The 20,832-nt window shown below is 70.0% G+C and carries 18 protein-coding genes and 5 pseudogenes; 18 read left to right on the top strand and 5 right to left on the bottom strand.

Features of this window, described 5'->3' with window-relative positions; translation table 11 throughout:
* Positions 1-8 precede the first annotated feature (8 nt).
* The 9 genes from rplB (at position 9) to OHB21_RS03495 (ending at position 4,966) form a co-directional block, all read left to right on the top strand.
* The gene (rplB, locus tag OHB21_RS03535; protein WP_067507624.1) at positions 9-845 is read left to right on the top strand and encodes a 50S ribosomal protein L2; all 837 of its coding nucleotides are present in this window, start codon (positions 9-11) and stop codon (positions 843-845) included.
* A gap of 15 nt (positions 846-860) precedes the next feature.
* Entirely contained in the window at positions 861-1,142 is a 282-nt protein-coding gene (rpsS, locus tag OHB21_RS03530; protein ID WP_067507622.1) for a 30S ribosomal protein S19, read from the top strand.
* Positions 1,139-1,540, top strand: a complete 402-nt coding sequence (rplV, locus tag OHB21_RS03525) for a 50S ribosomal protein L22 (protein WP_067507619.1) — start codon at positions 1,139-1,141, stop codon at positions 1,538-1,540. The genes rpsS and rplV overlap by 4 nt, the downstream gene beginning before the upstream one ends.
* On the top strand, positions 1,541-2,326 hold the full coding sequence (rpsC, locus tag OHB21_RS03520) for a 30S ribosomal protein S3 (RefSeq protein ID WP_067507615.1): 786 nt from the start codon (positions 1,541-1,543) through the stop codon (positions 2,324-2,326).
* 3 nt (positions 2,327-2,329) lie between these two features.
* A complete protein-coding gene (gene rplP, locus OHB21_RS03515; RefSeq protein ID WP_067507612.1) occupies positions 2,330-2,746 on the top strand; it encodes a 50S ribosomal protein L16 in 417 nt (138 codons plus the stop codon).
* Positions 2,746-2,985 (top strand): 50S ribosomal protein L29, encoded by a 240-nt coding sequence (gene rpmC / locus OHB21_RS03510; protein ID WP_040794488.1) that lies wholly within the window; start codon positions 2,746-2,748, stop codon positions 2,983-2,985. The genes rplP and rpmC overlap by 1 nt, the downstream gene beginning before the upstream one ends.
* Complete coding sequence (gene rpsQ, locus OHB21_RS03505) at positions 2,982-3,251, top strand: 30S ribosomal protein S17 (RefSeq protein ID WP_067507609.1); 270 nt, start codon at positions 2,982-2,984, stop codon at positions 3,249-3,251. The genes rpmC and rpsQ overlap by 4 nt, the downstream gene beginning before the upstream one ends.
* Positions 3,252-4,307: 1,056 nt before the next feature.
* Entirely contained in the window at positions 4,308-4,532 is a 225-nt protein-coding gene (locus tag OHB21_RS03500; RefSeq protein ID WP_147265867.1) for a hypothetical protein, read from the top strand.
* Positions 4,529-4,966 (top strand): PIN domain-containing protein, encoded by a 438-nt coding sequence (locus OHB21_RS03495; RefSeq protein WP_067507603.1) that lies wholly within the window; start codon positions 4,529-4,531, stop codon positions 4,964-4,966. Before OHB21_RS03500 ends, OHB21_RS03495 begins: the two co-directional genes overlap by 4 nt.
* A gap of 63 nt (positions 4,967-5,029) precedes the next feature.
* Here the strand turns inward: OHB21_RS03495 and OHB21_RS03490 are convergent, their stop codons facing one another.
* The gene (locus OHB21_RS03490; RefSeq protein WP_195125364.1) at positions 5,030-7,468 is read right to left on the bottom strand and encodes a hypothetical protein; all 2,439 of its coding nucleotides are present in this window, start codon (positions 7,466-7,468) and stop codon (positions 5,030-5,032) included.
* A 275-nt stretch (positions 7,469-7,743) separates the two neighbouring features.
* On the opposite strand from OHB21_RS03490, the pseudogene OHB21_RS03485 reads away from it, so the two are divergent.
* The 4 pseudogenes from OHB21_RS03485 to OHB21_RS03470 all read left to right on the top strand — a co-directional run.
* Positions 7,744-8,534: pseudogene (locus tag OHB21_RS03485) on the top strand (hypothetical protein).
* Positions 8,531-8,638, top strand: a pseudogene (locus OHB21_RS03480) (ABC transporter ATP-binding protein); the annotation flags it as partial. The pseudogenes OHB21_RS03485 and OHB21_RS03480, both read left to right, overlap by 4 nt.
* 23 nt (positions 8,639-8,661) lie before the next feature.
* Positions 8,662-9,573, top strand: a pseudogene (locus OHB21_RS03475) (NtaA/DmoA family FMN-dependent monooxygenase); the annotation flags it as partial.
* Between the two features lie 276 nt (positions 9,574-9,849).
* A pseudogene (locus tag OHB21_RS03470) lies at positions 9,850-10,255 on the top strand (MFS transporter); the annotation flags it as partial.
* A 350-nt stretch (positions 10,256-10,605) separates the two neighbouring features.
* On the opposite strand, the gene OHB21_RS03465 reads toward OHB21_RS03470, so the two are convergent.
* Positions 10,606-11,349, bottom strand: coding sequence for a CPBP family intramembrane glutamic endopeptidase (locus OHB21_RS03465; protein WP_084537491.1), 744 nt, complete (start codon positions 11,347-11,349; stop codon positions 10,606-10,608).
* Between the two features lie 194 nt (positions 11,350-11,543).
* Between OHB21_RS03465 and OHB21_RS03460 the strand changes: the two genes are divergently transcribed.
* Positions 11,544-11,945 (top strand): hypothetical protein, encoded by a 402-nt coding sequence (locus OHB21_RS03460; protein WP_195125366.1) that lies wholly within the window; start codon positions 11,544-11,546, stop codon positions 11,943-11,945.
* On the opposite strand, the gene OHB21_RS03455 is transcribed toward OHB21_RS03460, so the two are convergent.
* Together OHB21_RS03455 and OHB21_RS03450 are read right to left on the bottom strand one after the other, a co-directional pair.
* Positions 11,942-12,874 (bottom strand): RluA family pseudouridine synthase, encoded by a 933-nt coding sequence (locus tag OHB21_RS03455; RefSeq protein WP_067507579.1) that lies wholly within the window; start codon positions 12,872-12,874, stop codon positions 11,942-11,944. The two genes, OHB21_RS03460 and OHB21_RS03455, sit on opposite strands and share 4 nt — an antisense overlap.
* Before the next feature lie 108 nt (positions 12,875-12,982).
* A complete protein-coding gene (locus OHB21_RS03450) occupies positions 12,983-15,004 on the bottom strand; it encodes a TIGR03667 family PPOX class F420-dependent oxidoreductase (RefSeq protein ID WP_228801570.1) in 2,022 nt (673 codons plus the stop codon).
* Between the two features lie 503 nt (positions 15,005-15,507).
* Between OHB21_RS03450 and OHB21_RS03445 the strand changes: the two genes are divergently transcribed.
* The 4 genes and pseudogenes from OHB21_RS03445 to OHB21_RS03430 all read left to right on the top strand — a co-directional run bounded on the left by OHB21_RS03445 (position 15,508) and on the right by OHB21_RS03430 (position 19,584).
* Positions 15,508-16,800: a SidA/IucD/PvdA family monooxygenase gene (locus OHB21_RS03445; RefSeq protein WP_157115818.1), complete on the top strand. Its 1,293-nt coding sequence runs from the start codon at positions 15,508-15,510 to the stop codon at positions 16,798-16,800.
* Positions 16,801-16,855: 55 nt separating this feature from the next.
* Positions 16,856-17,800: a methionyl-tRNA formyltransferase gene (locus OHB21_RS03440; RefSeq protein ID WP_067507571.1), complete on the top strand. Its 945-nt coding sequence runs from the start codon at positions 16,856-16,858 to the stop codon at positions 17,798-17,800.
* Positions 17,801-17,877: 77 nt separating this feature from the next.
* Positions 17,878-18,272 (top strand): annotated as a pseudogene (locus tag OHB21_RS03435) (lysine 6-monooxygenase); the annotation flags it as partial.
* A 220-nt stretch (positions 18,273-18,492) separates the two neighbouring features.
* Positions 18,493-19,584 carry a DUF6545 domain-containing protein gene (locus OHB21_RS03430; RefSeq protein ID WP_067507559.1) on the top strand — a complete coding sequence of 364 codons (1,092 nt, stop codon included), beginning with the start codon at positions 18,493-18,495 and terminating at the stop codon, positions 19,582-19,584.
* Here the strand turns inward: OHB21_RS03430 and OHB21_RS03425 are convergent.
* A complete protein-coding gene (locus OHB21_RS03425; RefSeq protein WP_195125374.1) occupies positions 19,556-20,821 on the bottom strand; it encodes a nitroreductase family protein in 1,266 nt (421 codons plus the stop codon). The two genes, OHB21_RS03430 and OHB21_RS03425, sit on opposite strands and share 29 nt — an antisense overlap.
* Between the last annotated feature and the right edge of the window lie 11 nt (positions 20,822-20,832).

Below are 20,832 nucleotides of genomic sequence, written 5' to 3'. Positions count from 1 at the left end.
AAGAACTCATGGCAATTCGCAAGTACAAGCCGACTACGCCGGGCCGTCGTGGCTCGAGCGTCTCGGACTTCGCCGAGATCACCCGGTCCACCCCGGAGAAGTCGCTGCTGCGCCCGCTGTCCAAGACCGGTGGCCGCAACGCGCACGGTCGCATCACCACGCGGCACCGCGGTGGCGGCCACAAGCGGGCCTACCGTCTGATCGACTTCCGTCGCCTGGACAAGGACGGCATCCCGGCCAAGGTCGCGCACATCGAGTACGACCCCAACCGGACCGCCAATATCGCGCTGCTGCACTTCGCCGACGGCGAGAAGCGCTACATCATCGCCCCCAAGGGCGTGGTGCAGGGCACCCGCATCGAGTCGGGTCCCGGCGCGGACATCAAGCCGGGCAACAACCTGCCGCTGCGCAGCATCCCGACCGGTACCACCATCCACGCCGTGGAGCTGCGTCCCGGCGGCGGCGCCAAGCTGGCGCGCGCCGCGGGCATGAGCATCCAGCTGCTCGGTAAGGAAGGCCAGTACGCGGTGCTGCGTATGCCTTCCGGCGAGATCCGCCGCGTCGACGTGCGCTGCCGCGCCACCGTCGGCGAGGTCGGCAACGCCGAGCAGTCGAACATCAACTGGGGCAAGGCCGGCCGTATGCGCTGGAAGGGCCGTCGTCCCACGGTGCGTGGTGTCGTCATGAACCCGGTCGACCACCCGCACGGTGGTGGTGAGGGCAAGACCTCCGGTGGCCGCCACCCGGTCTCGCCGTGGGGTAAGCCGGAAGGCCGCACCCGCAAGCCCAACCGTCCGAGCGACAAGCTCATCGTCCGCCGTCGCAAGACCGGCAAGAAGCGCTGAAGGAGGAGGTAAGAAATGCCACGCAGCCTCAAGAAGGGCCCGTTCGTCGACGATCACCTCCTCGCGAAGGTGGACGTCCAGAACGAGAAGGGCACCAAGCAGGTCATCAAGACCTGGTCGCGTCGTTCGACCATCATCCCCGATTTCATCGGCCACACGTTCGCGGTGCACGACGGCCGCAAGCACGTGCCGGTGTTCGTGTCGGAGAACATGGTCGGGCACAAGCTCGGTGAGTTCGCGCCGACCAGGACCTTCAAGAGCCACGTCAAGGAAGATCGGAAGAGCAAGCGGCGATGAGCACCGAAACTCAGAACCCGACCGCGCGCGCGACCGCGAAGTTCGTCCGCGTGACGCCCATGAAGGCGCGTCGCGTCGTGGACCTGGTCCGCGGTCAGCGGGTCGAGGACGCGCTGAACATCCTGAAGTTCGCGCCCCAGGCCGCGAGCGAGCCGGTCGCCAAGGTCGTTGCCTCGGCCGCGGCCAACGCCGAGAACAACCTCGGCCTGAACCCGGCCACCCTGGTCGTGTCGACCGCCTACGTCGACGAGGGTCCCACCCTGAAGCGTTTCCAGCCGCGTGCCCAGGGCCGCGCGTTCCGGATCCGCAAGCGCACCAGCCACATCACCATCGAGGTCGAGAGCGTGCCCACCGCCGGCGGCGCCACTCGCAACCGCCGGAAGGGAGGGGCTGAGTAAATGGGACAGAAGATCAATCCCCATGGCTTCCGCCTCGGTATCACCACCGACTGGAAGTCGCGTTGGTACGCGGACAAGCAGTACGCGGACTACGTGAAGGAAGACGTCGCGATCCGCAAGCTCCTCGCCACGGGCATGGAGCGGGCCGGCATCTCGAAGGTCGAGATCGAGCGCACCCGGGACCGCGTGCGGGTGGACATCCACACCGCGCGTCCGGGCATCGTGATCGGCCGTCGCGGCGCCGAGGCCGACCGCATCCGCGCCGAACTCGAGAAGCTCACCGGCAAGCAGGTGCAGCTGAACATCCTCGAGGTCAAGAACCCCGAGTCGGATGCGCAGCTGGTGGCCCAGGGCGTGGCCGAGCAGCTGTCCAACCGTGTGGCGTTCCGTCGCGCGATGCGCAAGGCCATCCAGTCGGCCATGCGTTCGCCGAACGTCAAGGGCATCCGCGTGCAGTGCTCGGGCCGTCTGGGCGGCGCCGAAATGTCGCGCTCGGAGTTCTACCGCGAGGGTCGGGTGCCGCTGCACACGCTGCGCGCCGACATCGACTACGGCCTCTACGAGGCCAAGACCACCTTCGGTCGCATCGGCGTGAAGGTCTGGATCTACAAGGGCGACATCGTCGGCGGCAAGCGTGAGCTGACCGCCGCGGCGGCCGCCCCCGAGCGTCCGCGCCGGGAGCGTCCGAGCCGTCCGCGTCGTTCCGGCTCCGCCGGCGCCGCCGCTGACGCCGGTCGCACGGCCACCGCGGTGGCCGAGGCGCCGGCAGAGAATCAGGAGGGCTGACGCATGCTGATGCCTCGTAAGGTCAAGCACCGCAAGCAGCATCACCCCGGCCGCTCGGGCATCGCCAAGGGCGGCACCTCGGTCGCGTTCGGTGAGTACGGCATCCAGGCTCTCGAGCCCGCCTACGTCACCAACCGGCAGATCGAGTCGGCGCGTATCGCGATGACTCGCCACATCCGCCGTGGTGGCAAGATCTGGATCAACATCTACCCGGATCGCCCGCTCACCAAGAAGCCCGCCGAGACCCGCATGGGTTCCGGTAAGGGTTCGCCGGAGTGGTGGGTCGCGAATGTCAAGCCCGGTCGCGTGATGTTCGAGATGAGCTATCCGAATGAGGAGACCGCTCGCGAGGCCCTGCGCCGCGCGATGCACAAGCTCCCGATGAAGTGCAGGATCGTGACCAGGGAGGAGCAGTTCTGATGGCTACCGGTACACCGGCCGCAGAGCTCCGCGAGCTCACCGAAGACGAACTCGTCTCCCGCCTGCGCGAGTCGAAGGAGGAGCTGTTCAACCTGCGCTTCCAGATGGCGACGGGTCAGCTGGACAATAACCGTCGCTTGCGCGTCGTCCGTCACGAGATCGCGCGCATCTACACGGTCATGCGTGAGCGCGAGCTCGGTCTGGCCACCGGACCCGCCGACAAGGGAGACGCCGCATGAGTGAACAGGCACAGGAGCGTGGCCGCCGCAAGGTGCGGGTCGGCTACGTCGTCTCGGACAAGATGAACAAGACGATCGTCGTCGAGCTGGAGGACCGTGCGCGGCACCCGCTCTACGGCAAGATCATCCGCACCACCTCCAAGGTGAAGGCGCACGACGAGAACGAGATCGCCGGCATCGGCGACCGCGTTCAGCTGATGGAGACCCGCCCGCTGTCGGCCACCAAGCGCTGGCGCCTGGTGGAGGTCCTGGAGAAGGCCAAGTAAGCCCTCTCCTCGGCTGACGTCGAAAACCCAAGGCCCGCTTCCCCGTTCGGGGAGGCGGGCCTTCGGCGTTCCGGAGTGTCTCCCTCCGGACCCACAGACGACGTGCACCCGACCGCGCGCGGGGAGTCGGTCCGTGCGAGGACGCTTCTGGGGAGGCGAGAACGTCGGATCGGTTGTTCGTAGTGGGCGGGACGCCGTACGTCACAGTGGCTGTGAGATTATCGCGGGTTCGGCCGAACGCACCCTTCAGCCAACCGAGGAGTCGTGGATGGCGCGTATGCACGTACGACCAGGCCCCGCCACGGTAGGAGTCGTCGAATGGAACGACGTTCCGATATCGACATCGAGTTACGCATGGATCTTACGAATGCCAGGCTACGGCGCACCTCTGTTGATCATCTATCACGTCGCCCGAGAATGCCGAACCCTGCACCGCGATCGTGCGATGGCCGAACAGTGCGGTGGGACCCGTGAGATAACTCGCCGCGGGAGGCGCGAGCTTGCGCATCTCCCCGCGTGCCCGCTGTGATTGCCGGGCATCACGCCTTTTTCCAATTGGAAACCCTGCACGGTCCTGGAGCAGGGCAAACGGCCTTATCCGGCAACACTTCTGCGATGGGGGCGCGCGCAGGACGGTACGTGGCTCGGACTTGTGACGCACCGACACTCCGACGAACGGCTCGTCGCCGACGTACGAAAGGAGCACGAGTTACAGCCGGACCATGACTGAGGCTGCCGGGGCGGATCACGGCGAACGAGCGAGGTCGACCGTAGAGCGTGACCGCAGGTTGGGTAATCGTCGTTGGGACGAGCCGCTGTCAGTGTCGCTCGACCGCGCTGCGGACGATCGATTGGACGATTCCGATGCTCGACCGGCGTGACGTTAGAGCGAGCCGCCCGTGCCGGTACACCACATTCAGGACCCTCTCGGACCATTCGCGCCGGTGACGAGAGGGAGCGACACGACGATGCTTCCGGGGAGGCGGCTTCGCGTTGCCGGGCTTCGACCCGATCGGCTTGTCGGCCGATTGGTATCAGCACTGATACCATGGGTCCATGGCATGGACAATGCGGCTGTCAGAGGCGGAAGAGGCGGCGCTCACCGCGCAAGCCGATTCCGAAGGGCGTTCGAAACAGGAGATCACCCGTGACGCCGTGCGTGACTACTTGATGCGGCATCGTCAGTGGGACTCGCCGCTGGTCGGTGATGAAGAGACGTTCGACCTCGGTGGCGCGATTGGTAAGGACGATATTCGCGACGCGATGAATCGATCCGCATGATCGTCATCGCGGACACCTCGGGAACACTCGCGCTCTTCAATCGCTCCGATCCCGAGCACTTCGCAGTGCGACGCGCCGCCGACCAAGCCGGTGCGTTGGTGATCAGTCCGCTCGCGCTGACCGAGATTCACCATGTGGCGAGCGTCCGCGCCGGTCGCGCGGCCGCCGACGCGATACTGGCTGTGCTGGCTGACCGGATCGCCTCGACTCGTATCGTCGTCGGGAACACGTCGGCGGCCCAGATTCGTACCGCGCTCGACGTGCGAGCGAAGTACGACGGGCTCAACTTGGATATCGTCGACGCCATCTGCGTCACGCTGGCAGACGAGTTCGACACCGATGCGATTCTGACGCTCGACCGGCGTGACTTCCGCGCGATCCGCCCGCTGAACCGGTACCCCGCCTTCCGGATTCTCCCGGACGATTCGCAGTGACAACGACCTCGGCGACGCGATGGTGCTGCCGACGAGGTGAGGAGGTCGGTGGCGGGGGATTGCTCAGGGGAGGTCGGCGTAGGGGCGGCCTATTTTGTGGGCGGCCTCGATGACGCGGGTGACGGCGGAGGTGGAGACGCCGACTTCCTTCGCGATGCCGGGGGTGGGCCAGGATTGGTCGGCGAGGGTGAGGATTTCGGCGATCTGGTCCAACGGGAGGGTGGAGCGGCGCTGGTCGGCGATGGCGCGGGCGACCAAGCGGACCTCGTCCTCGGCGGTGTCGGGTTCGAGGTCGGGGGCGTCGTTCTCGTCGGTGAGGGCGCGTTCGGTGGCGAGGATGATCTCGGTGCTGCGGGGGAGTTCGGGTTCCGGTTCGAGGGTGAGTTGTTCGGGTTGCGCCGGGCGGTCTGTGGTCGTCGGGTGACGCACGTTGTCGTCGGTGGGGGCGTGGTCCGGGGTGCGCGGGCGGGCGGCGGGCGTGTGCTCGGTGGGCTGCGCCGGGAGGTCGGAGAAAGTCGGTTGGCGTGTGGCGTCGGACTGGTCGTCGGTGGGCGCGTGGCCTGAGTTGCGCGGGCGTGTGGTGTCGGTGCGGTCGTCGGCGGGCGCGTGCTCGGACCCGCTGGGTGGGCGGGAGGCCGTATCGCGGGTGGGAGCGGTGGGCGCGTGTCCGGTCTCCGGCCGGAGGTTGCGGACTTCCGCCCAGGACGCGGTGGCGAGTTCGGAGTGCGGATTGTCTTCGGCGGGCGAATAGGCGTGGGCGACAGCGCCGTTCGGGGTGCGTGGTCCTCGGGCGCCGGGGCGGGGATTCGGGCGTCCTTCGGTGGTGGCCGCGGTCAGGCCGCCGGTGACGAGGGAGAGCGGAACGGCGTGCACGAGAGGGCGATTCGCGGTCTCGGCGTGGTCGCCGCCGGCGGTGTCGCGGGAGTTCATGCTCGGCAACGCGTGCCCGTTGCGCTTCGGCGGCTCACCGCCGTTGACATGACCGTTGTGCGGCCGCGCCGGTGTGCGCTCGATGCGGAACTCTCGGGTGGTGGGGGCGGGCACGAAATCCGTGACGCGGAAGGGGGAGTCGGGAGCGCCGCCACTCGGTGTGTCGGTCGCAAGCTCACCGCCGTCGCACGGAGGGATCTCGGCGTCGTCAGTCTCGGACGCGGCGGCCCGGGTGGGTGTCGCATCGGAAGCCGTTGAGGTCTCGGGTGATTCGGGTGCTGCTTCGGGCGTCGGCTCGGACGCGGCGGCCCGCTGATCGGCTCGTAGGACCTCGTCGCTGATGCGCCGGGCGTCGTCTTCGGCGAACACAGCTGCGCCGTTGTGCGGCAGCGCATTCCGGCGACCGGAATCTGACCCCTTCGCGCCGGACGCGTGCCCTCGCCGGACCTCCTCGGCATCGTGCCGCGAAACCGGGTCGGGCCCAGCGACGGTATCGGTCGTCGGGCGCGGGGGGACCGCCTGTGCAGAGACGGATTTCGGTGCGGCGGCGTCTGCGAACGCCGCGGGATGGAGCACGGCCGGTCCGACCGCATCGCGGGACAGCCCATCGGCATCGTGGCTCGGCGCGCCCTCGCGGGCATAGCTGTCGCTACGCGATTCGGACCGACCGGTCCCGCGGTGGACAGCGGCGCCCGGCTCCCCGGTCGGGCCGTACCCCAACGGCACCGCCCCCGTCTCCCCGCTCTGGTCGTACCCCAACGGCTCCGCCTCCCACTCCCGCACACTGCCCCGCAGGCGCGGCACGGCCGTGTCGTCGACGATGGGGATGCTGTCGATGAGGTGGGCGTAGCGGGCGGCGACCCAGGCGTGCAGCCAGATGACGACGCCGACCATGGCGGGGGCGATGGCGTATTCGGCGGCGCGGCCGAGGTTTCCGGCGGCCAGATGCGGGCCGCAGTTGAGGGCGATGGTGGTGCCGAGCAGGGCGACCTCGAAGAAGATCACCTTGCCGCGCGGCAATTCGCGACCCCAGCGGGCCGCGGTGGTGGCGGTGACCATGATGACGATGATCGGGATGGAGATCATCGCCTCGATGCCGTAACTGAGCCAGTACAGCGGATTGGTCATATCGCCGTCGGGCACCAAGTTGCGCTGCACGTTCACCCCGGCCCACACCATGCCGAGCACCACCACGCCGATCAGCGCGCGCGAGGACCATTCGGCGCGCCGGTACAGCTGGGCCAGGCGCGCGTCCTGATTCGCCACCCGCCGCCGCGCCGCCAGCGCCTTGCGATGCCAGCGCGCGTCGGCCGCCTCGGCGCGGCGCAGCCGGGCGGCGGCGCGCCGGTCGCGGCGCTCGGCGGACAGTTCGGCCCGCACAGCGCGCTTGCGCTGACCGCGCCGCTGCGCCCTGATCCATTCGGCGAGTTCGCGTTCCGCGGCGATCTCGCTGTCGGAGAGCACCTCCACCAGCGCCGTGTCGTGTTGCAGCGGCAGCTTCCCGCGGGCCGTCGCTACCCGCTGCGCCAATGCGGCGATCTCGGAATGGCCGGTCGACTGTTCGTCGGGCATCGCGAGCCTTCCCTGGAGCAGATATCGTGCCGATCAGTCGGTGGCGACACAGCATGCTCGAACATATGTGCGGACGCGATGAGAGTAATCCGGAGGCCCGCGCAGGTCAACGCGAACGCCGTCCCGAATCGCGAAAACGCACGTCGGAAAGGGTGTTCCGGCCGTGTCGCGCGCCCGTGCCCCGGGTTCGATTCTCGCGGATGCAAACGGTTCCCCGCGCTGTCGCGTGACGGCACCATGGTCGGACTTGTGTTGTTCCTACCAGGGGAATCTCGATGGCTTTCAAGAAGAAGACACTGGCCGTGGCGGCCATGGCATTGGCGTTGGCGTTCGGGGTGAGCGCCTGCGGCAGCTCTTCGGACGAGGCCAGAACCGACGGCGACCGGACGGTCCTGCGCTATCAGGGCTGGACGGGCCAGGTCGGTTTCCACGAATTGGCCGAGGACCTCGGCTACTTCGCGAAGGTGAAACTGGAATGGGTCGGCGACACCACCAGCGGCCCCCAGGACATCCAGTCGGTCGCCACCGGCGATATCGACTTCGGGTCGGCGTTCAACGGCGCGGTAGTGAAGCTCAACGCCGCGGGCGCGCCCATCACCTCGGTGCTCAGCTCCTACGGCGCCGACGAGGGTGAGTTCACCGGGTACTAGGATCTGTTCGGCGCGTTCAGCTACGGCACGTACGTGCTGCGCGGTCGCTACATCGCCGAAAATCCCGACGCGGTCAAGGATTTCGTGCAGGGCACCGCCAACGCCATCCGCTGGACCCAGGTCACCCCGCGCGAGCAGGTGATCGAGCGGGCCGCCAGATCATCGGCAAGCGCAACCGCAACGAGGACACCACCCGCATCGAATTCTGGCGCAGCCCCGGCATTCCCGTCCCCGGCGGCGTGGTGGCCGAGCGCGAACTGTCCACGTGGATCGACTGGCTGGTCCGCAACGGCGAACTCGAACAGGGCAAGCTGAACGCGAGCGACCTCTACACCAACGAATACAACCCGTACGCGAACGGCACCTACGCTCAGGATGCCGGTCCCGACGGCCAGGCTTTGGCGGGTGCGAAATGACGGGTACTCCGAAACTGCGCTTGGACAACGTCACCAAGCGTTTCCCGATCCGCGGCTCCAAAGAGGAGTTCACGGCGGTCGAGGACATCAGCCTGGATCTGTCTTCAACAATCTCAACGCCTTCCTGATGGGCGTGGGCCACCACGAGGCCGCGTGGCGGCATCCGCGCACCGACGCGGCGAAAGCCTTGGACGTCAAGCATTTCCAGGATTTGGCGCGCATCGCCGAACGGGGCACGCTGGATTCGGTGTTCTTCGCCGACATCCTCGCGGTCGGCCCGCGTATCGAGCACAACACCCAGGCGGTGTTCGAGCCGATCACCCTGCTGACGGCGATGGCGACGGTCACCGAACACGTCGGCCTGATCGCCACGGCCTCCACCGGCTACCACGAACCCTATGCGCTGGCACGGGCTTTCGCGTCGCTGGACCGGATCAGCGGTGGCCGCGCCGGCGGGAATCTCGTGACCTCGGGCGGTGCCGAGGAGGCCCAGAACTTCGGCTACGACACGGTTCCCGATCACGCGGGCCGCTACGAGCGGGCCGCCGAATTCGTCGACGTGGCGACCGCGCTGTGGGACAGCTGGGAGGACGACGCGCTCGTCCTGGACGCCGCGTCGGGCACCTTCGCCGACCCGTCCAAGGTGCACACCATCGACCACGCGGGCCCGCGCTTCCGGGTGCGCGGCCCGCTCAACGTGCCGCGTTCGGAGCAGGGCAGGCCGCTGCTGGTGCAGGCCGGATCCTCCGAGAACGGAAAGGATTTCGCCGCGAAGTACGCCGAGGCGGTGTTCACCGCGCAGCGCACCCTGGCCCAGGGGCAGCAGTTCTACCGGGACCTGAAGGCGCGCGCTGCCGCCGGAATACTCACTGCGGCAACTGTCCTGGATGCTCGGCGTCGATTTCACCGCGCACGCGCTGGACGCGCCGCTGCCACCGCTGCCGCCGATCGAGCAGATCCAGGGCAACAAGAGCCGCTACCAGCTGGTCAAGGACCTCGCGGCCGAGGAGTCGCTGACCGTGCGCCAGCTCATCGCCAAGCTGGGCGGCGGGCGCGGGCACCGCACCCTGGCCGGCACGCCCGAGCAGGTCGCCGACGACTTGCAGGCGTGGTTCACCGGCGGCGCGGCCGACGGGTTCAACATCATGCCGCCCTACCTGCCCGGCGGGCTCGACGACTTCGTCGACCAGGTGGTGCCGATCCTGCGCGAGCGCGGCCTGTTCCGCACCGAATACACCGCGACGACGCTGCGCGGCCACTACGGACTGCCGCACCCGGGCAACCGTTTCGCCGAGGCGGCGGATCGCTCCACCGCATGACGACCGGGGCGGCGCTGCGGCCTTTCGTCGCCTCGGTCTTCGTCCCCTCGGCGATCTTCGGGATCGGGCAGGGCCGCGGGCATGCCCGTGTTCGCGCTGCTGGCCCGCGATCTGGGCGCGTCGGCGGGCGCGGCCGGCGTGATCGTCGCGCTGGTCGGACTGGGCGCGGTGATCGGGGATCTGCCCGCCGGCCGGGTGGTGGCCCGGTTCGGGGAGCGGCGGTCGATCATCGGGGGCAGTGCGCTCGGCGCCGTCGGTGCGCTCTGCGCGCTGTTCGCGCCGAACCCGTCTGTGCTCGCGATGGGCGCCGCGCTCACCTGCGTGTCGAACGCGGTGTGGGGTTTGGCGCGGCAGAGCTATCTCGCCGCCGCGGCTCCGCTCGCCGCCGCCGTCGCGGCCCTGGGGGTGGTGTCGAGCACGGGGGCGGCGCTGATGTTCCGGTACATCCCGAGGTTCGTTCCGTGGCCGTTGCCCACCGGTGAACTGGTGCGCGGATAGGACACCGCGCACGATAGCCGCGAGATGGACTCCGCAGTCCGGGATCGGCGTAGGCCTCGAGATCGCCATGGCCTGCGGCCTGCGCTACGCCGCCGACGCCGGGCACATCCGGCTCAGCCTCGGCGGGCGCGGCCGAGATGGGGCCATCGGGTGGAGCGGGTGCAGCGCGATGTGGCGAGCAGGCTGCACCTGCCTTGGCGCAGCCAGGTGAGGACCGCGCCGTGGAGGCGCAGGTGTGTTCGCGCCGAGCGCGGTCAGGCCAAGGTCGTCTGCCACACGACGGCGGCCGCCAGCGCTCCCAATCCGTTCACCGACCAATGCAATGCGATGGGGGCGAGCAGGCTGCCGCTGCGGTGGCGTAACCAGGTGAAGACCACGCCCGCCGCGGCGGTAGCCGCGACCGCCAGCGCGATGCCCGCGATCTGGCCGACGGCCCCGCCGGGCAGGAAGCCGGTGAGCCCGCGGTTGCCGGTGGTGAGGCCGAACGAGGAAGCGATGTGCCAGAGGCCGAACAGCAGCGAGCCCGCCGCGAACACCCCGCGCGCGCTGTAGACGCGGTCCAGGGTGCCGTGCAGGACGCCGCGGAAGGCGAGTTCTTCCGGGATGACGGTCTGCAACGGGATGACGATCATCGACGCGATGAGCGCGCCGGAGATGGTGGCGTAGCGGTCGGCCAGGAAGAACGGCCGGGTGACGGGCAGCAGCGCCCCTATCGCGACAGCCGCGAGCACCACGCCGACGGCGGCCAGGGCGTAGCGCGACCCGCGCCGCCAGTGCCGGGGCGAGAGCCCGAGTTCGGCCCAGCCCAGCCCGCGGCGGCGCACCAGGATCAGCAACACGACGGCCGCGACCGGCACGGTGACGATGCTGGCCCACGCCGTGGTGAAGTGGGCGATGAGGTTGGTGCCCGCCAGGACCACGATCACGACGGCTACATCGATATAGGCATGTAGTTTGCGGCGCGCGGGCGCCGTTTCCTCGGGAACCGTGAGAAGCACCCGGCCCAGTGTACGGACGGCTCATGCGCGGACGCTCGCGCCTGCGACACCCCTCACAGCGGTGCCGTGCGACACGGTCTCGGACCAATTTGAATGAAACGTGTTTCAGTTTTTTCGCGAAACCGGCCCGTAGTGAACTGGACGCTCGATACAGTCCGCTCGTTCGCACCCCGAGTCCCCCAGAGGAGTCCCGAATGAGCACCACCCGGACCCGCCGCCGCCTCGCCGCAGGCCTCACCACGCTGGCCGCCGCCGGCTGCGCGGCCGTGCTGACCGCGCCCTACGCGTCGGCGACCGTCGACAGCCTGACCGTCTCCTCGCGCGACCTCCAGGCGGGCTGCACGTACCAGCTCACCGCGAAGGTCAACCACTGGTTCGAGGTGTGGTTCTACGACAACGCCCTGGTGATCTCGGGCAGCCCGGTCAAACCCGTGAACGGCACGGCGACGATCCAGTGGAAGCCCGGTAAGTCGGGTACCCACACGCTGGCCGCGCTCCAGGGTCTGGCCTACGAGATCAAGGTCAACGTCGCCGAGCCGACGCTCACCGGCAGCGCCACCTGCGGCGCGGGACCGCTCGGCTGGATGGGGTCCTAGCCGCCCGCCCACCCGGCGTAGTCGTGCCAGGCAGACAGCGTGCGGGTGGTGTCGAAGCGGCGGGGTTCGCCGGAGATAGGGTCGGTGAATTCCAGTGTGGCGGCCAGCAATTGGAGCGGGCGCGTGAAATCGTCCACCGGCTTGTCGGTGAGCGTGGGATAGAAGTCGTCGCCGAGGATGGGGATGCCCAGGCCGTTCATGTGCAGGCGCAGCTGGTGGGTGCGCCCGGTGTGCGGGCGCAGCCGGTAGCGGCCCAGGCCGTCGCGGTGCTCGAGCAGGTCCACCTCGGTCTCGGCGTTCGGCTCGCCGTCGACCTCCATGGCGGCGAGCACGTGTTTCTCCTTGACGATCCGGCTGCGCACGGTGCGCGGCAGCGTGAGCGCCGGATCGTAGGGCGCGATCGCCTCGTACTCCTTGCGCACCGTGCGGCGGTGGAACATCGTCTGGTAGGCGCCGCGCCGGGCCGGGTTCACGATGAACAGCACCAGGCCGGCAGTCACCCGATCCAGCCGGTGCGCGGGCACCAGATCGGGGAGGCCGAGTTCCTCGCGCAACCGCACCAACGCCGTCTGCCGGATGTGCTGACCGCGCGGGATGGTGGCCAGGAAGTGGGGTTTGTCCACGACGAGCAGGTCGTCGTCGCGGTGCACGACAGTGATCTCGAACGGGACCGGTGTCTCGTCGGGCAGATCGCGGTGGAACCACACCGCGCCGCCCGGCACATAGGCGGCGTCCGGGGCGACGGGACCGTCCATGTCGACGATCGCGCCCTCGCGCAGCAATTGGTCGATGCGGGCCGGATCCACGCGGGGAAGGCGCTCCACCAGGTGATCACGCAGGGTCGCCCATTCACCGGTCTCCGGCAGTCGCAGCCGGGCCGGGTCCAGTCCGAACCGCTTGGGCAGCGGCGGCTGCTGCCTCCTTCTCATCGCCGACGACTCTAATCGGGGGGAGTGGGGGTGCGGTCGGCCGGCCTGCTGCCCGGAGCCCGGCGATGCGAGTGCCCACCGGCAGGTCCGGGCGCGGGCCGGGAAATGTCAGAAGCCGCGCAGGCGGTCGGGCACGATGCGGACGGGGACGGAGTAGTCGGCGAAGAATTCCTCGGCCGTCATCTTGATGCTCTTCAGGCCCTCGGTGTACTTGGTGACGTACGCGGTGGTGATCTCCGGGGTGATCGGCTCCTCCACCACGGTGGCGGTGCCGCTCAGGACGATGACGTTCTCGCCGTGTTCGGTGCTGTTGAGGTTGAGCGAGACGCGCGGGTTGCGCGCGATATTGCGCAGTTTGGGGGTCTCGGGCTGGCTGAACAGCAGAACGGACTCGTCGTGCCAGAGGAACCACACCGGATTCGGTTGCGGCGTCCCGGACTTGCCGACGGTGGTGAACCACACGATGGGCTCGCGGGCCAGGCGTTCGGCGGCTTTCGCGCCGAACTCGGTGGAGGTGTCCACGGTGGGGGCGGTGCGATCGGATGCCGTAGCAGTCATATTCGTCACCAACGCGGTGTCGTTCCGGCCGATTCCGATCGCCGCCCGATCCGTCCGATTCCCGCTGTCTTTCGCGTGTCGCCGCGTGTCGCCCCGGCGGGTCGTGTCCGGCGGGTCGCGGCAAGCCGGTGAGCTGAGCCGATCCACCGCACCGATCGGCTCGGGACAGTGGGGTTCCGGTCCGTCCGGCTCGGCGGACCCTCTGCCTACCCCACCGGCCCGCCCCGGACTCCCGGATGCGAGCCCGCCGCCGCGGTGGGGTCGCCCCTCACGCCGCCGAGAGGTTCGCTCAGGAATGCCGCGAGGATGTCGACGGTGGCGCGCTGCGTCGGTTCCGGCCCGCGCGAGCCGCCGATCACCTGGGCCAGCGCGAATCGTCCGGGGGCGGTGAGGAACAAGGGGGTGTCGGTGAAGCTGTAGTGGTTGGCCTCGGTGATCTCGTAGCGGTAGCCCTCGGCCGCGCGGGTCAGCAGCGCTTCGTTGCGGTCGAGGTATGCGCGGGAGTGGCCCGTCTCGGCGCGATCGCTCTCCACCAGCAGGAATGGTTGGCGCAGTGCCTGTTCCGGCAGCGAGCCGTAGGGCGTGCCGTCGATGTTCGCGGCGGCGCGCACCCCGGGGGTCGGCCGCGGCGGTGGCGGCCGCGGCGGCGCCGCCGAACGAGTGGCCGATCACCGCGACGTGCTCGGTGTCGACCCGGCCGGTGAGCCGCGGGCCCAGCGCGTCGAGCCGGTCGAGGACGAACCGCAGGTCGGACGCGCGCACGTCCTGCTGCGCGGCCATGTACCGCTCGCCCTCGTCCGGGTCGGCCGGGACGGCGACGGGTGTGGCGAGATCACCGCCGGGCAGTTCGGTGACGGCCGATTCGTACGGGTGATCCACGGCGAGCACCACGAATCCGCGGCTCGCCAGCTCGGCGACCAACCCGGTGTAGAAGCCGCGCGGCGCACCGTAGCCGGGGGAGAACAGCACGACCGGCCAGCGCTCCCGATCGGGGTGCGGGGTTGCGAGGAGTTCGCCGAGGGTGTCGACATCGGCGTAGGCGCCGAACACGAATCCGGGGATGCCCGACACGCTCGCGGGCAGGTCGCCGAGTCCGTCCAGGTAGGGCGCGCGGCGGCCGGTCGGCTCGGCGGCCGGGTACCAGGCCTGCGCGATCACCGCGCGCCGGTCATCGGGGTCCGGAGTCGCGGGCTCGTCCCGGGCGGGATCGACCCAGCGGAACGTCTCGGTGCCGACCAGGTACGGCCCGCTCGGCGCGGGCAATTCCGGCACCGGCGTCACCGCCCAGGCGCCCGCCGCCGGAACGATCAGCAGGGCGATCGCGACCCGCGACACCACCGACCACGCGCGACGCCCGGGCGGGAAGAACGCGAACAGCGCTGTGACACACAGCAATACGTACGTCGGCAGGAACTGCCAATAGAACCCTTCGGTGATCAGCTGGATCACCGCGAGCCCCGCGATCACTCCGAGCGCCACCGCTACCCACACACGCCGGACGCGCACCCCGCCGACCACCACCAGTGCGCACACCACGACGGCCGCCGGGATCACGCCATCGATGATCGACATCTGAGCCCTCTCGTCCACGGAACGGGCTCCAGCTTGCCGCGCGCGGGCTCCGGTGCGCGTCGCCGCCAGGTCGCGAGTCGAATCCGACCCGCGGATGAGTCGGTCTCGTCCTTTCGGCGGCGGTGACCCCGAGCGGCGCCCGGCGTCCGGAAAGGTTTCCCGGAGTTCGCCCGCTACCGGGAGCCGAGCCCAGGTCGCCGCGCCACCGTCGGACGACGGACCTCGACGGCGTCGCGAGCGAGCCCGAGCGCGGGTCCTCGCCAACCCGCGCGAGCGCGAATCATGTTCTCGCTCAATCGAAATCCGCGCTTTCCTGGACTTTCGCCGTTTCATCCCGGCGACCCCGTGGTCGCGAGCATCACGGTACGGTTAAGGTAAGCCTATGCAAACCGGGTTGTGGTACGCCCGGTTTCCCGGCGCCGTCACGGCGTCGATGGCCATCGCTGCGGCAGGTACCCGTGCCGATTGCTGTGCGATGGCTGGTTGTCCAGATAGGAGTACCAGTGGAGAGACTTCTCGTGGTCGGCGGTGGCCCGAAGGCCATGGCCGTGGCGGCGAAGGCGCGGGTGCTGCGCGACCTGGGTCTGCCCGCGCCGCAGGTCGTCGTCGTGGAGTCGCACGCGGTGGGCGGCAACTGGCTGCCGGGCGGTGGGTGGACCGACGGCAGGCACCGCCTCGGCACCAGCCCCGAGAAGGACGTCGGCTTCCCCTACCGCACCATCTGGGCCGGTGCGCACAACCGCGCGATCGACGAGCGGATGACCGAGTACAGCTGGGCGTCGTTCCTGGTCGACCGCGGCACCTACGCCGAATGGATCGACCGCGGCCGCCCCAGCCCGCACCACCACGTCTGGGCCGAATACCTGCGGTGGGTCGCGGCGAAATCCGAGGTGGAGATCGTGTTCGCCACCGTGCGCCGGATCGCGCCGGCCGCCGACGGCTGGCTGGTGTCGGTCGCGGGCGCCGACGGCGTGGAGACCCAGATCGACGCCGACCGGCTGATGATCACCGGCCCCGGCGACAGCCGCCGGGCGCTCTCGGAGCATCCGAAGGTGCTCAGCATCGCCGACTTCTGGGAGCTGGCGGGCAAGCGCAAACTGCCCGCCTCCTCGCGCGCCGCCGTCATCGGCGGCGGTGAGACCGCGGGCTCGGCGCTGGACGAACTGATCCGCCACGACGTGCTCAGCATCGCGGTGGTCTCGCCCGCCCCGACCATCTACACCCGCGGCGAGAGCTACTTCGAGAACGCCCTCTACAGCGATCCGGCCCGGTGGCGCGCGCTCAGCACGGCCGAGCGCCGCGAGGTGGTGCGCCGCACCGATCGCGGGGTCATCTCGGTGCGTGTGCAGGAGCGTCTGCTCGGCGACGATCGCGTGCACCACCTGCGCGGCCGGGTGGTGCGCGCCGCCGCGCAGGGCGACGCCGTCGCGCTCACCCTGCGCACCGAGACGCACGGCGACCGCGCGCACGCCTTCGACCTCGTCGTCGACGCGACCGGCGGGCAGCCGCTGTGGTTCACCGACCTGTTCGACTCCGACGCCGCCGACTTGCTGGAGCTCGCCGTCGGCGGGCAGGTCACCACCGAACGGGTGGAGCTCGCGATCGGGCACGATCTGGCCGTCGAGGGCTTGGGGGCCAAGCTGTACCTGCCGAATCTGGCCGGGCTCGCGCAGGGGCCGGGATTCCCGAATCTCAGTTGCCTGGGCGAACTCTCGGATCGCGTGCTCGGCGCGCCGGTGGCCGCCGAGCCCGTCGCCCGGTCGGCATCGCTGGCGTTCGCTCCCGAGGTAGGTTAGCCTAACTCGGCTTTTAGCCAGCTAGTTGCTGATTTTCGAAGATGAGGTTTGCTCCATGCGTATCGTGTCGTTCGGTTTCCAGACCTGGGGCCGTAGAACACTGCAGGCCCTGATCGACTCGGACCACGAGGTCGTCCTGGCCGTCACCCACCCGTCCAGCGATGACTCCTACAAGGGGATCTGGTCGGATTCGGTCGAGGAGCTGGCCGTCGAGCACGGCATCCCGGTGCACCTCACCGAGCGCGCCGATCAGGAGACCATCGACCTGGTCAAGCGGGCCGAGCCCGACGTCATCGTGGTGAACAGCTGGTACACCTGGATGCCGCCGGAGCTGTACCTGATGCCTCCGCACGGCACACTGAACCTGCACGATTCGCTGCTGCCCAAGTTCACCGGCTTCTCGCCGGTGCTGTGGGCGCTGATCAGCGGGGAGTCGGAGTTCGGCCTCACCGTGCACCGCATGGACGAACAGCTCGACACCGGCGACATCCTGGTGCAGCGCTCGCTGCCCATCGGGCCGAAGGCCACCGGTACCGAACTGGTGCTGGCCGGTATGGACCTGATCCCCGCCGCGGTGCACGAGGCGCTGCACGCGCTGGAGACCGGCACCGCCCAGTGGCGACCGCAGAACAAGGCCGAGCGCACCTACTTCCACAAGCGGTCCGAGCGCGACAGTCTGATCAACTGGCACACCCCCGCCGAGGATCTGGAGCGCCTGGTGCGCGCGCTCTCCGCGCCGTACCCGCCCGCGTTCAGCCACTACCGCGGCGAGCGCGTCGAGGTGCTCGCGGCCGAGGTGTCCTCGGCCCGCTACGGCGGCACGCCCGGTCGCGTCATCGTCCAGGAGGACGGTGGCGTGGTGGTCTGCGGCCCCGACGCGTTCCGCGGCCACAACCACGGACTGCTCATCACCAAGGTGCGCACCGCCGACGGCGCCGAGCACTCGGGCGCGGAGTTCTTCCGGCGCGGCGGCTACCTCACCGACACCCCGGCGGCGTAGCGCGCCCCCGGGTTGCCCGGGGTCCCGTAGGTGAGCGCGGAACACGAGATGCGAGTGGTTCGAGATGTGGAGCGCAGGTGGAAACACTCGTCGTGATCGGCGCCGGTCCGAAATCGCTGGCCGTGGCGGCCAAAAGCCCACGTCCTGCGCGAGTTGGGCCTGCCCACGCCCCGCGTGGTGGTGGTCGAGGCGCAGACCGTCGGCGCCAACTGGCTGCCCGGCAGCTGGACCGACGGTCAGCACCGGGCTCGGCACCAGCCCCGAGAAGGACGTCGGATTCCCCTACCGCACCATCTGGGCGGGCGAGTACAACCGCCGCATCGATGAGGCGATGACCGCCTACAGCTGGACCTCCTTCCCGGTCGACCAGGGCACCTACGCCGAATGGATCGACCGCGGCCGCCCCAGCCCGCGCCACCACGTGTGGGCCGCGTACCTGCGCTGGGTGGCGGCCGCGATCGACCTCGACCTGGCCGTGCGCAACCTCGACGCCAAGCTGTACCTGCCGAATCTCGCCGCGCTGGCCCAGGGGCCGGGCTTCCCGAACCTGAGCTGCCTGGGCGAGCTGTCCGATCGTGTCCTGCGCATCGAGCTCGCGCGGGCCGAGCCGGCCGCCGCGCCGGCCCGCGACCGGGCGGTGCGCTGATTGCGCGCCGCGCGGCCCGCCGCGACTCGCGCTACCGTCATCGCCGATGAACGCTATACCCGCGGCGGTCGCCGTGCCCGCCCTCGTCCTCACCACCACGGTGGTGGCGGCGCGGTGGACGCTGCTGCGCCGTACGACGGTCGACCGGCTGATCAACGCCGCGCTCTCCTGGAGTGTGGCCGGGGCGGTCGGGTACTGGTCGGCGGACAGTCTGGGCGCGACCGGCGTGGGGCCGCAGATATTGCTGGTCACCGGATTCATGGCGACGGCGAGCATCTACGGTGTCGCGGCGAACTTCGCCGGTTTGGAGAGCGGTGCCACCGGGGAGCGCCGCCGGCGCCGCCGCGATGTCGCGGCGGCCGCCCTCGGTGCGGCGTTGCTGATCGTCTTGTCGGGAGCGGGGCGCGCGCTGTCGCTGGACCGGGTGGCGGACTGGTATCGGATCACCTGGCTGGCCTCGTCCGGGATCATCGTGGTGGCCACGGTGTTGATCGCGTGGTCGGCGCTGCGTGAGTTGCGCCGCGGTGGCGCCTTCTCCGAACAGCTGGCCTTCGTCGGCTTGTTCGCCGTGACCACGCTGGCGGGCACGCTCTCGGCGGTCTCGATGGTGCGGGTCGTGGTCACCGGCACCTCGCTGCCCATCGACGGCGGCCGCTTCGGCAACGCGAGCCCGTTTCTGGTGCAGGCCGGATTCGCCCTGCTCGCGGCGGTGCCGCTGGGCCACCGGGCGCTGGAACGGTTCGGCCTGGACCGGGCGGGGCGCGACCGCCGCCTGCTGCGCCCGATGTGGCGCGATGTCACCGCCGCGGTGCCGGAGGTGGTGCTGCACCGGCCGGACGACACGGGGCGGGATTCGGCCGCGCGGCGCTACCGGATGCAGGTGGAGATCCTCGACGCGCTGGTGCGGTTGCGGCGATACGCGCCGGGCGCGCCCCCCGACGCGGCCGACGCCGCCGGGTACGCGCGCTGGATCGCGAGTGCGGTCGTCGCGAAAAGCGGTGGCGCCGAACCGGATGCCACGACAGGGCACATCACCGACATCGCGCCCACACCGGTCGCCCTGATGGACATCGCCCGGCGCTGGGAAGCGGCTACGGCGCGGGAAGCGATCAGCGCCGCGCCGGCGTCCCCACGATGACGGTGCCCACCGGGCATTGCGCGAGTTCGTCCACACCGGACGCGGCGGCGAACGCGGCGGCGTCGGTCACGTCGTGCGTGTCCGCGCCGAGGCCCATGGCCCTGGACACCAGGTGGATCGTCCGGGTGAGCGCGCCCGCTTCCCGGAGGATGCGCGCGTAGGCGGCCCGCTCACCGGCGAACCGGCTCGCGCGGGCGGCGATGACCAGCACCAGCTGCGGTTGGGCGCTGTCGGTTTCCTCGGAGGTGGCGCGCAGCAGTCGCCGCACCTCGGGGGAATCCGCGCCCGCGACGGGGCGAAGCGCGTGCTCCGCCGAATCGTAGTGGTACATACCGGCTTTCAGGCCGGCCACGTTGCGGGCGATCGGGTACAGCACCAGCTCGCCCGGTGCGGCACCCTTGGGGGCGCGCGCCGCGCGGTACAGCAGTTCGCCCAGTCCGTCGACGGTGATCGGCGCGTCGTCGTCGAACTCGCCGCAGGCGACGTGGTTCCCGATCACGTCGGTCAGGTCGGCGCCGGGCAGCGACTCCAGATCCGGCCGCGCCAGCGGGACCGGGGCGCCCGCATGATCCGGCTCGCGCGCGGGCTCGGCGGGGGCGGCGTGGTTTCCGGGCGGACCGCCCCGGGTGCTGCGGCGGTGGAACCACAGGTCGGACGCGCTCCAGCCGCGCGTGGCGGCGTCGCTCTCCTCGGCGTACGCGTCCACCAGGAACCCGCACCAGTGCAGATCGTCGGCCAGCTGCGCCTTGATCGCGATCGGCACCTCGGAATCGGCGGCGCCGGGACCGTCCAGCAGCGCGAGCAGACGCGGATCGTGCACCCGCAGATCGCACCAGGACAGCGGATTCTCCAGCACGAACCCGGCCGAATCCCGGTGCAGCACCGCGAACTTCGACAGCGTCGCCGACCACGACAGCGCCGTGCGCGGCCGGGCGGGCGGCCGCGCGAGCGGCTGGATGGTGTAGAGGTCACGGCCGCCGTCGCGCACCGTCACCGCCAGCCAGCCGTCCGCGACCAGGTCGTCCACCAGCGCGTCCACCCCGTCACCGGCCATCGCGGTGAGCGTGGCGGGCCCCTGCGCCATGGTCTCGAGCGCGCGCACCTGCGCCTCGCCGAGGCCCGTCAGTTTCCGGTCGCGCGCGGGGCCGGCCAGCACCGCGCCGCACGGATCGGTGACGCAGGTGACGCCTTCGCGCAGGGCGAAGCGCGTCTGGTCGGGGTACAGGACGGCGGACAAACCGTGGAACT

This window comes from Nocardia puris (genome assembly GCF_036051655.1).
Lineage (GTDB): Bacteria > Actinomycetota > Actinomycetes > Mycobacteriales > Mycobacteriaceae > Nocardia > Nocardia puris.
The sequence above is the reverse complement of the archived record's forward strand: the minus strand, read 5'-3'. Positions and strand labels throughout refer to the sequence as shown.

Coding starts and splice junctions, on each gene's coding strand:
- rplV (WP_067507619.1), top strand. CDS start 1,139: ATGAGCACCGAAACTCAGAACCCGACCGCGCGCGCGACCGCGAAGTTC.
- rplB (WP_067507624.1), top strand. CDS start 9: ATGGCAATTCGCAAGTACAAGCCGACTACGCCGGGCCGTCGTGGCTCG.
- OHB21_RS03455 (WP_067507579.1), bottom strand. CDS start 12,874: ATGAGAAGGAGGCAGCAGCCGCCGCTGCCCAAGCGGTTCGGACTGGAC.
- rpmC (WP_040794488.1), top strand. CDS start 2,746: ATGGCTACCGGTACACCGGCCGCAGAGCTCCGCGAGCTCACCGAAGAC.
- rpsQ (WP_067507609.1), top strand. CDS start 2,982: ATGAGTGAACAGGCACAGGAGCGTGGCCGCCGCAAGGTGCGGGTCGGC.
- OHB21_RS03430 (WP_067507559.1), top strand. CDS start 18,493: ATGAACGCTATACCCGCGGCGGTCGCCGTGCCCGCCCTCGTCCTCACC.
- OHB21_RS03490 (WP_195125364.1), bottom strand. CDS start 7,468: ATGCCCGACGAACAGTCGACCGGCCATTCCGAGATCGCCGCATTGGCG.
- OHB21_RS03440 (WP_067507571.1), top strand. CDS start 16,856: ATGCGTATCGTGTCGTTCGGTTTCCAGACCTGGGGCCGTAGAACACTG.
- rplP (WP_067507612.1), top strand. CDS start 2,330: ATGCTGATGCCTCGTAAGGTCAAGCACCGCAAGCAGCATCACCCCGGC.
- rpsS (WP_067507622.1), top strand. CDS start 861: ATGCCACGCAGCCTCAAGAAGGGCCCGTTCGTCGACGATCACCTCCTC.
- rpsC (WP_067507615.1), top strand. CDS start 1,541: ATGGGACAGAAGATCAATCCCCATGGCTTCCGCCTCGGTATCACCACC.
- OHB21_RS03450 (WP_228801570.1), bottom strand. CDS start 15,004: ATGTCGATCATCGATGGCGTGATCCCGGCGGCCGTCGTGGTGTGCGCA.
- OHB21_RS03495 (WP_067507603.1), top strand. CDS start 4,529: ATGATCGTCATCGCGGACACCTCGGGAACACTCGCGCTCTTCAATCGC.
- OHB21_RS03460 (WP_195125366.1), top strand. CDS start 11,544: ATGAGCACCACCCGGACCCGCCGCCGCCTCGCCGCAGGCCTCACCACG.
- OHB21_RS03500 (WP_147265867.1), top strand. CDS start 4,308: ATGGCATGGACAATGCGGCTGTCAGAGGCGGAAGAGGCGGCGCTCACC.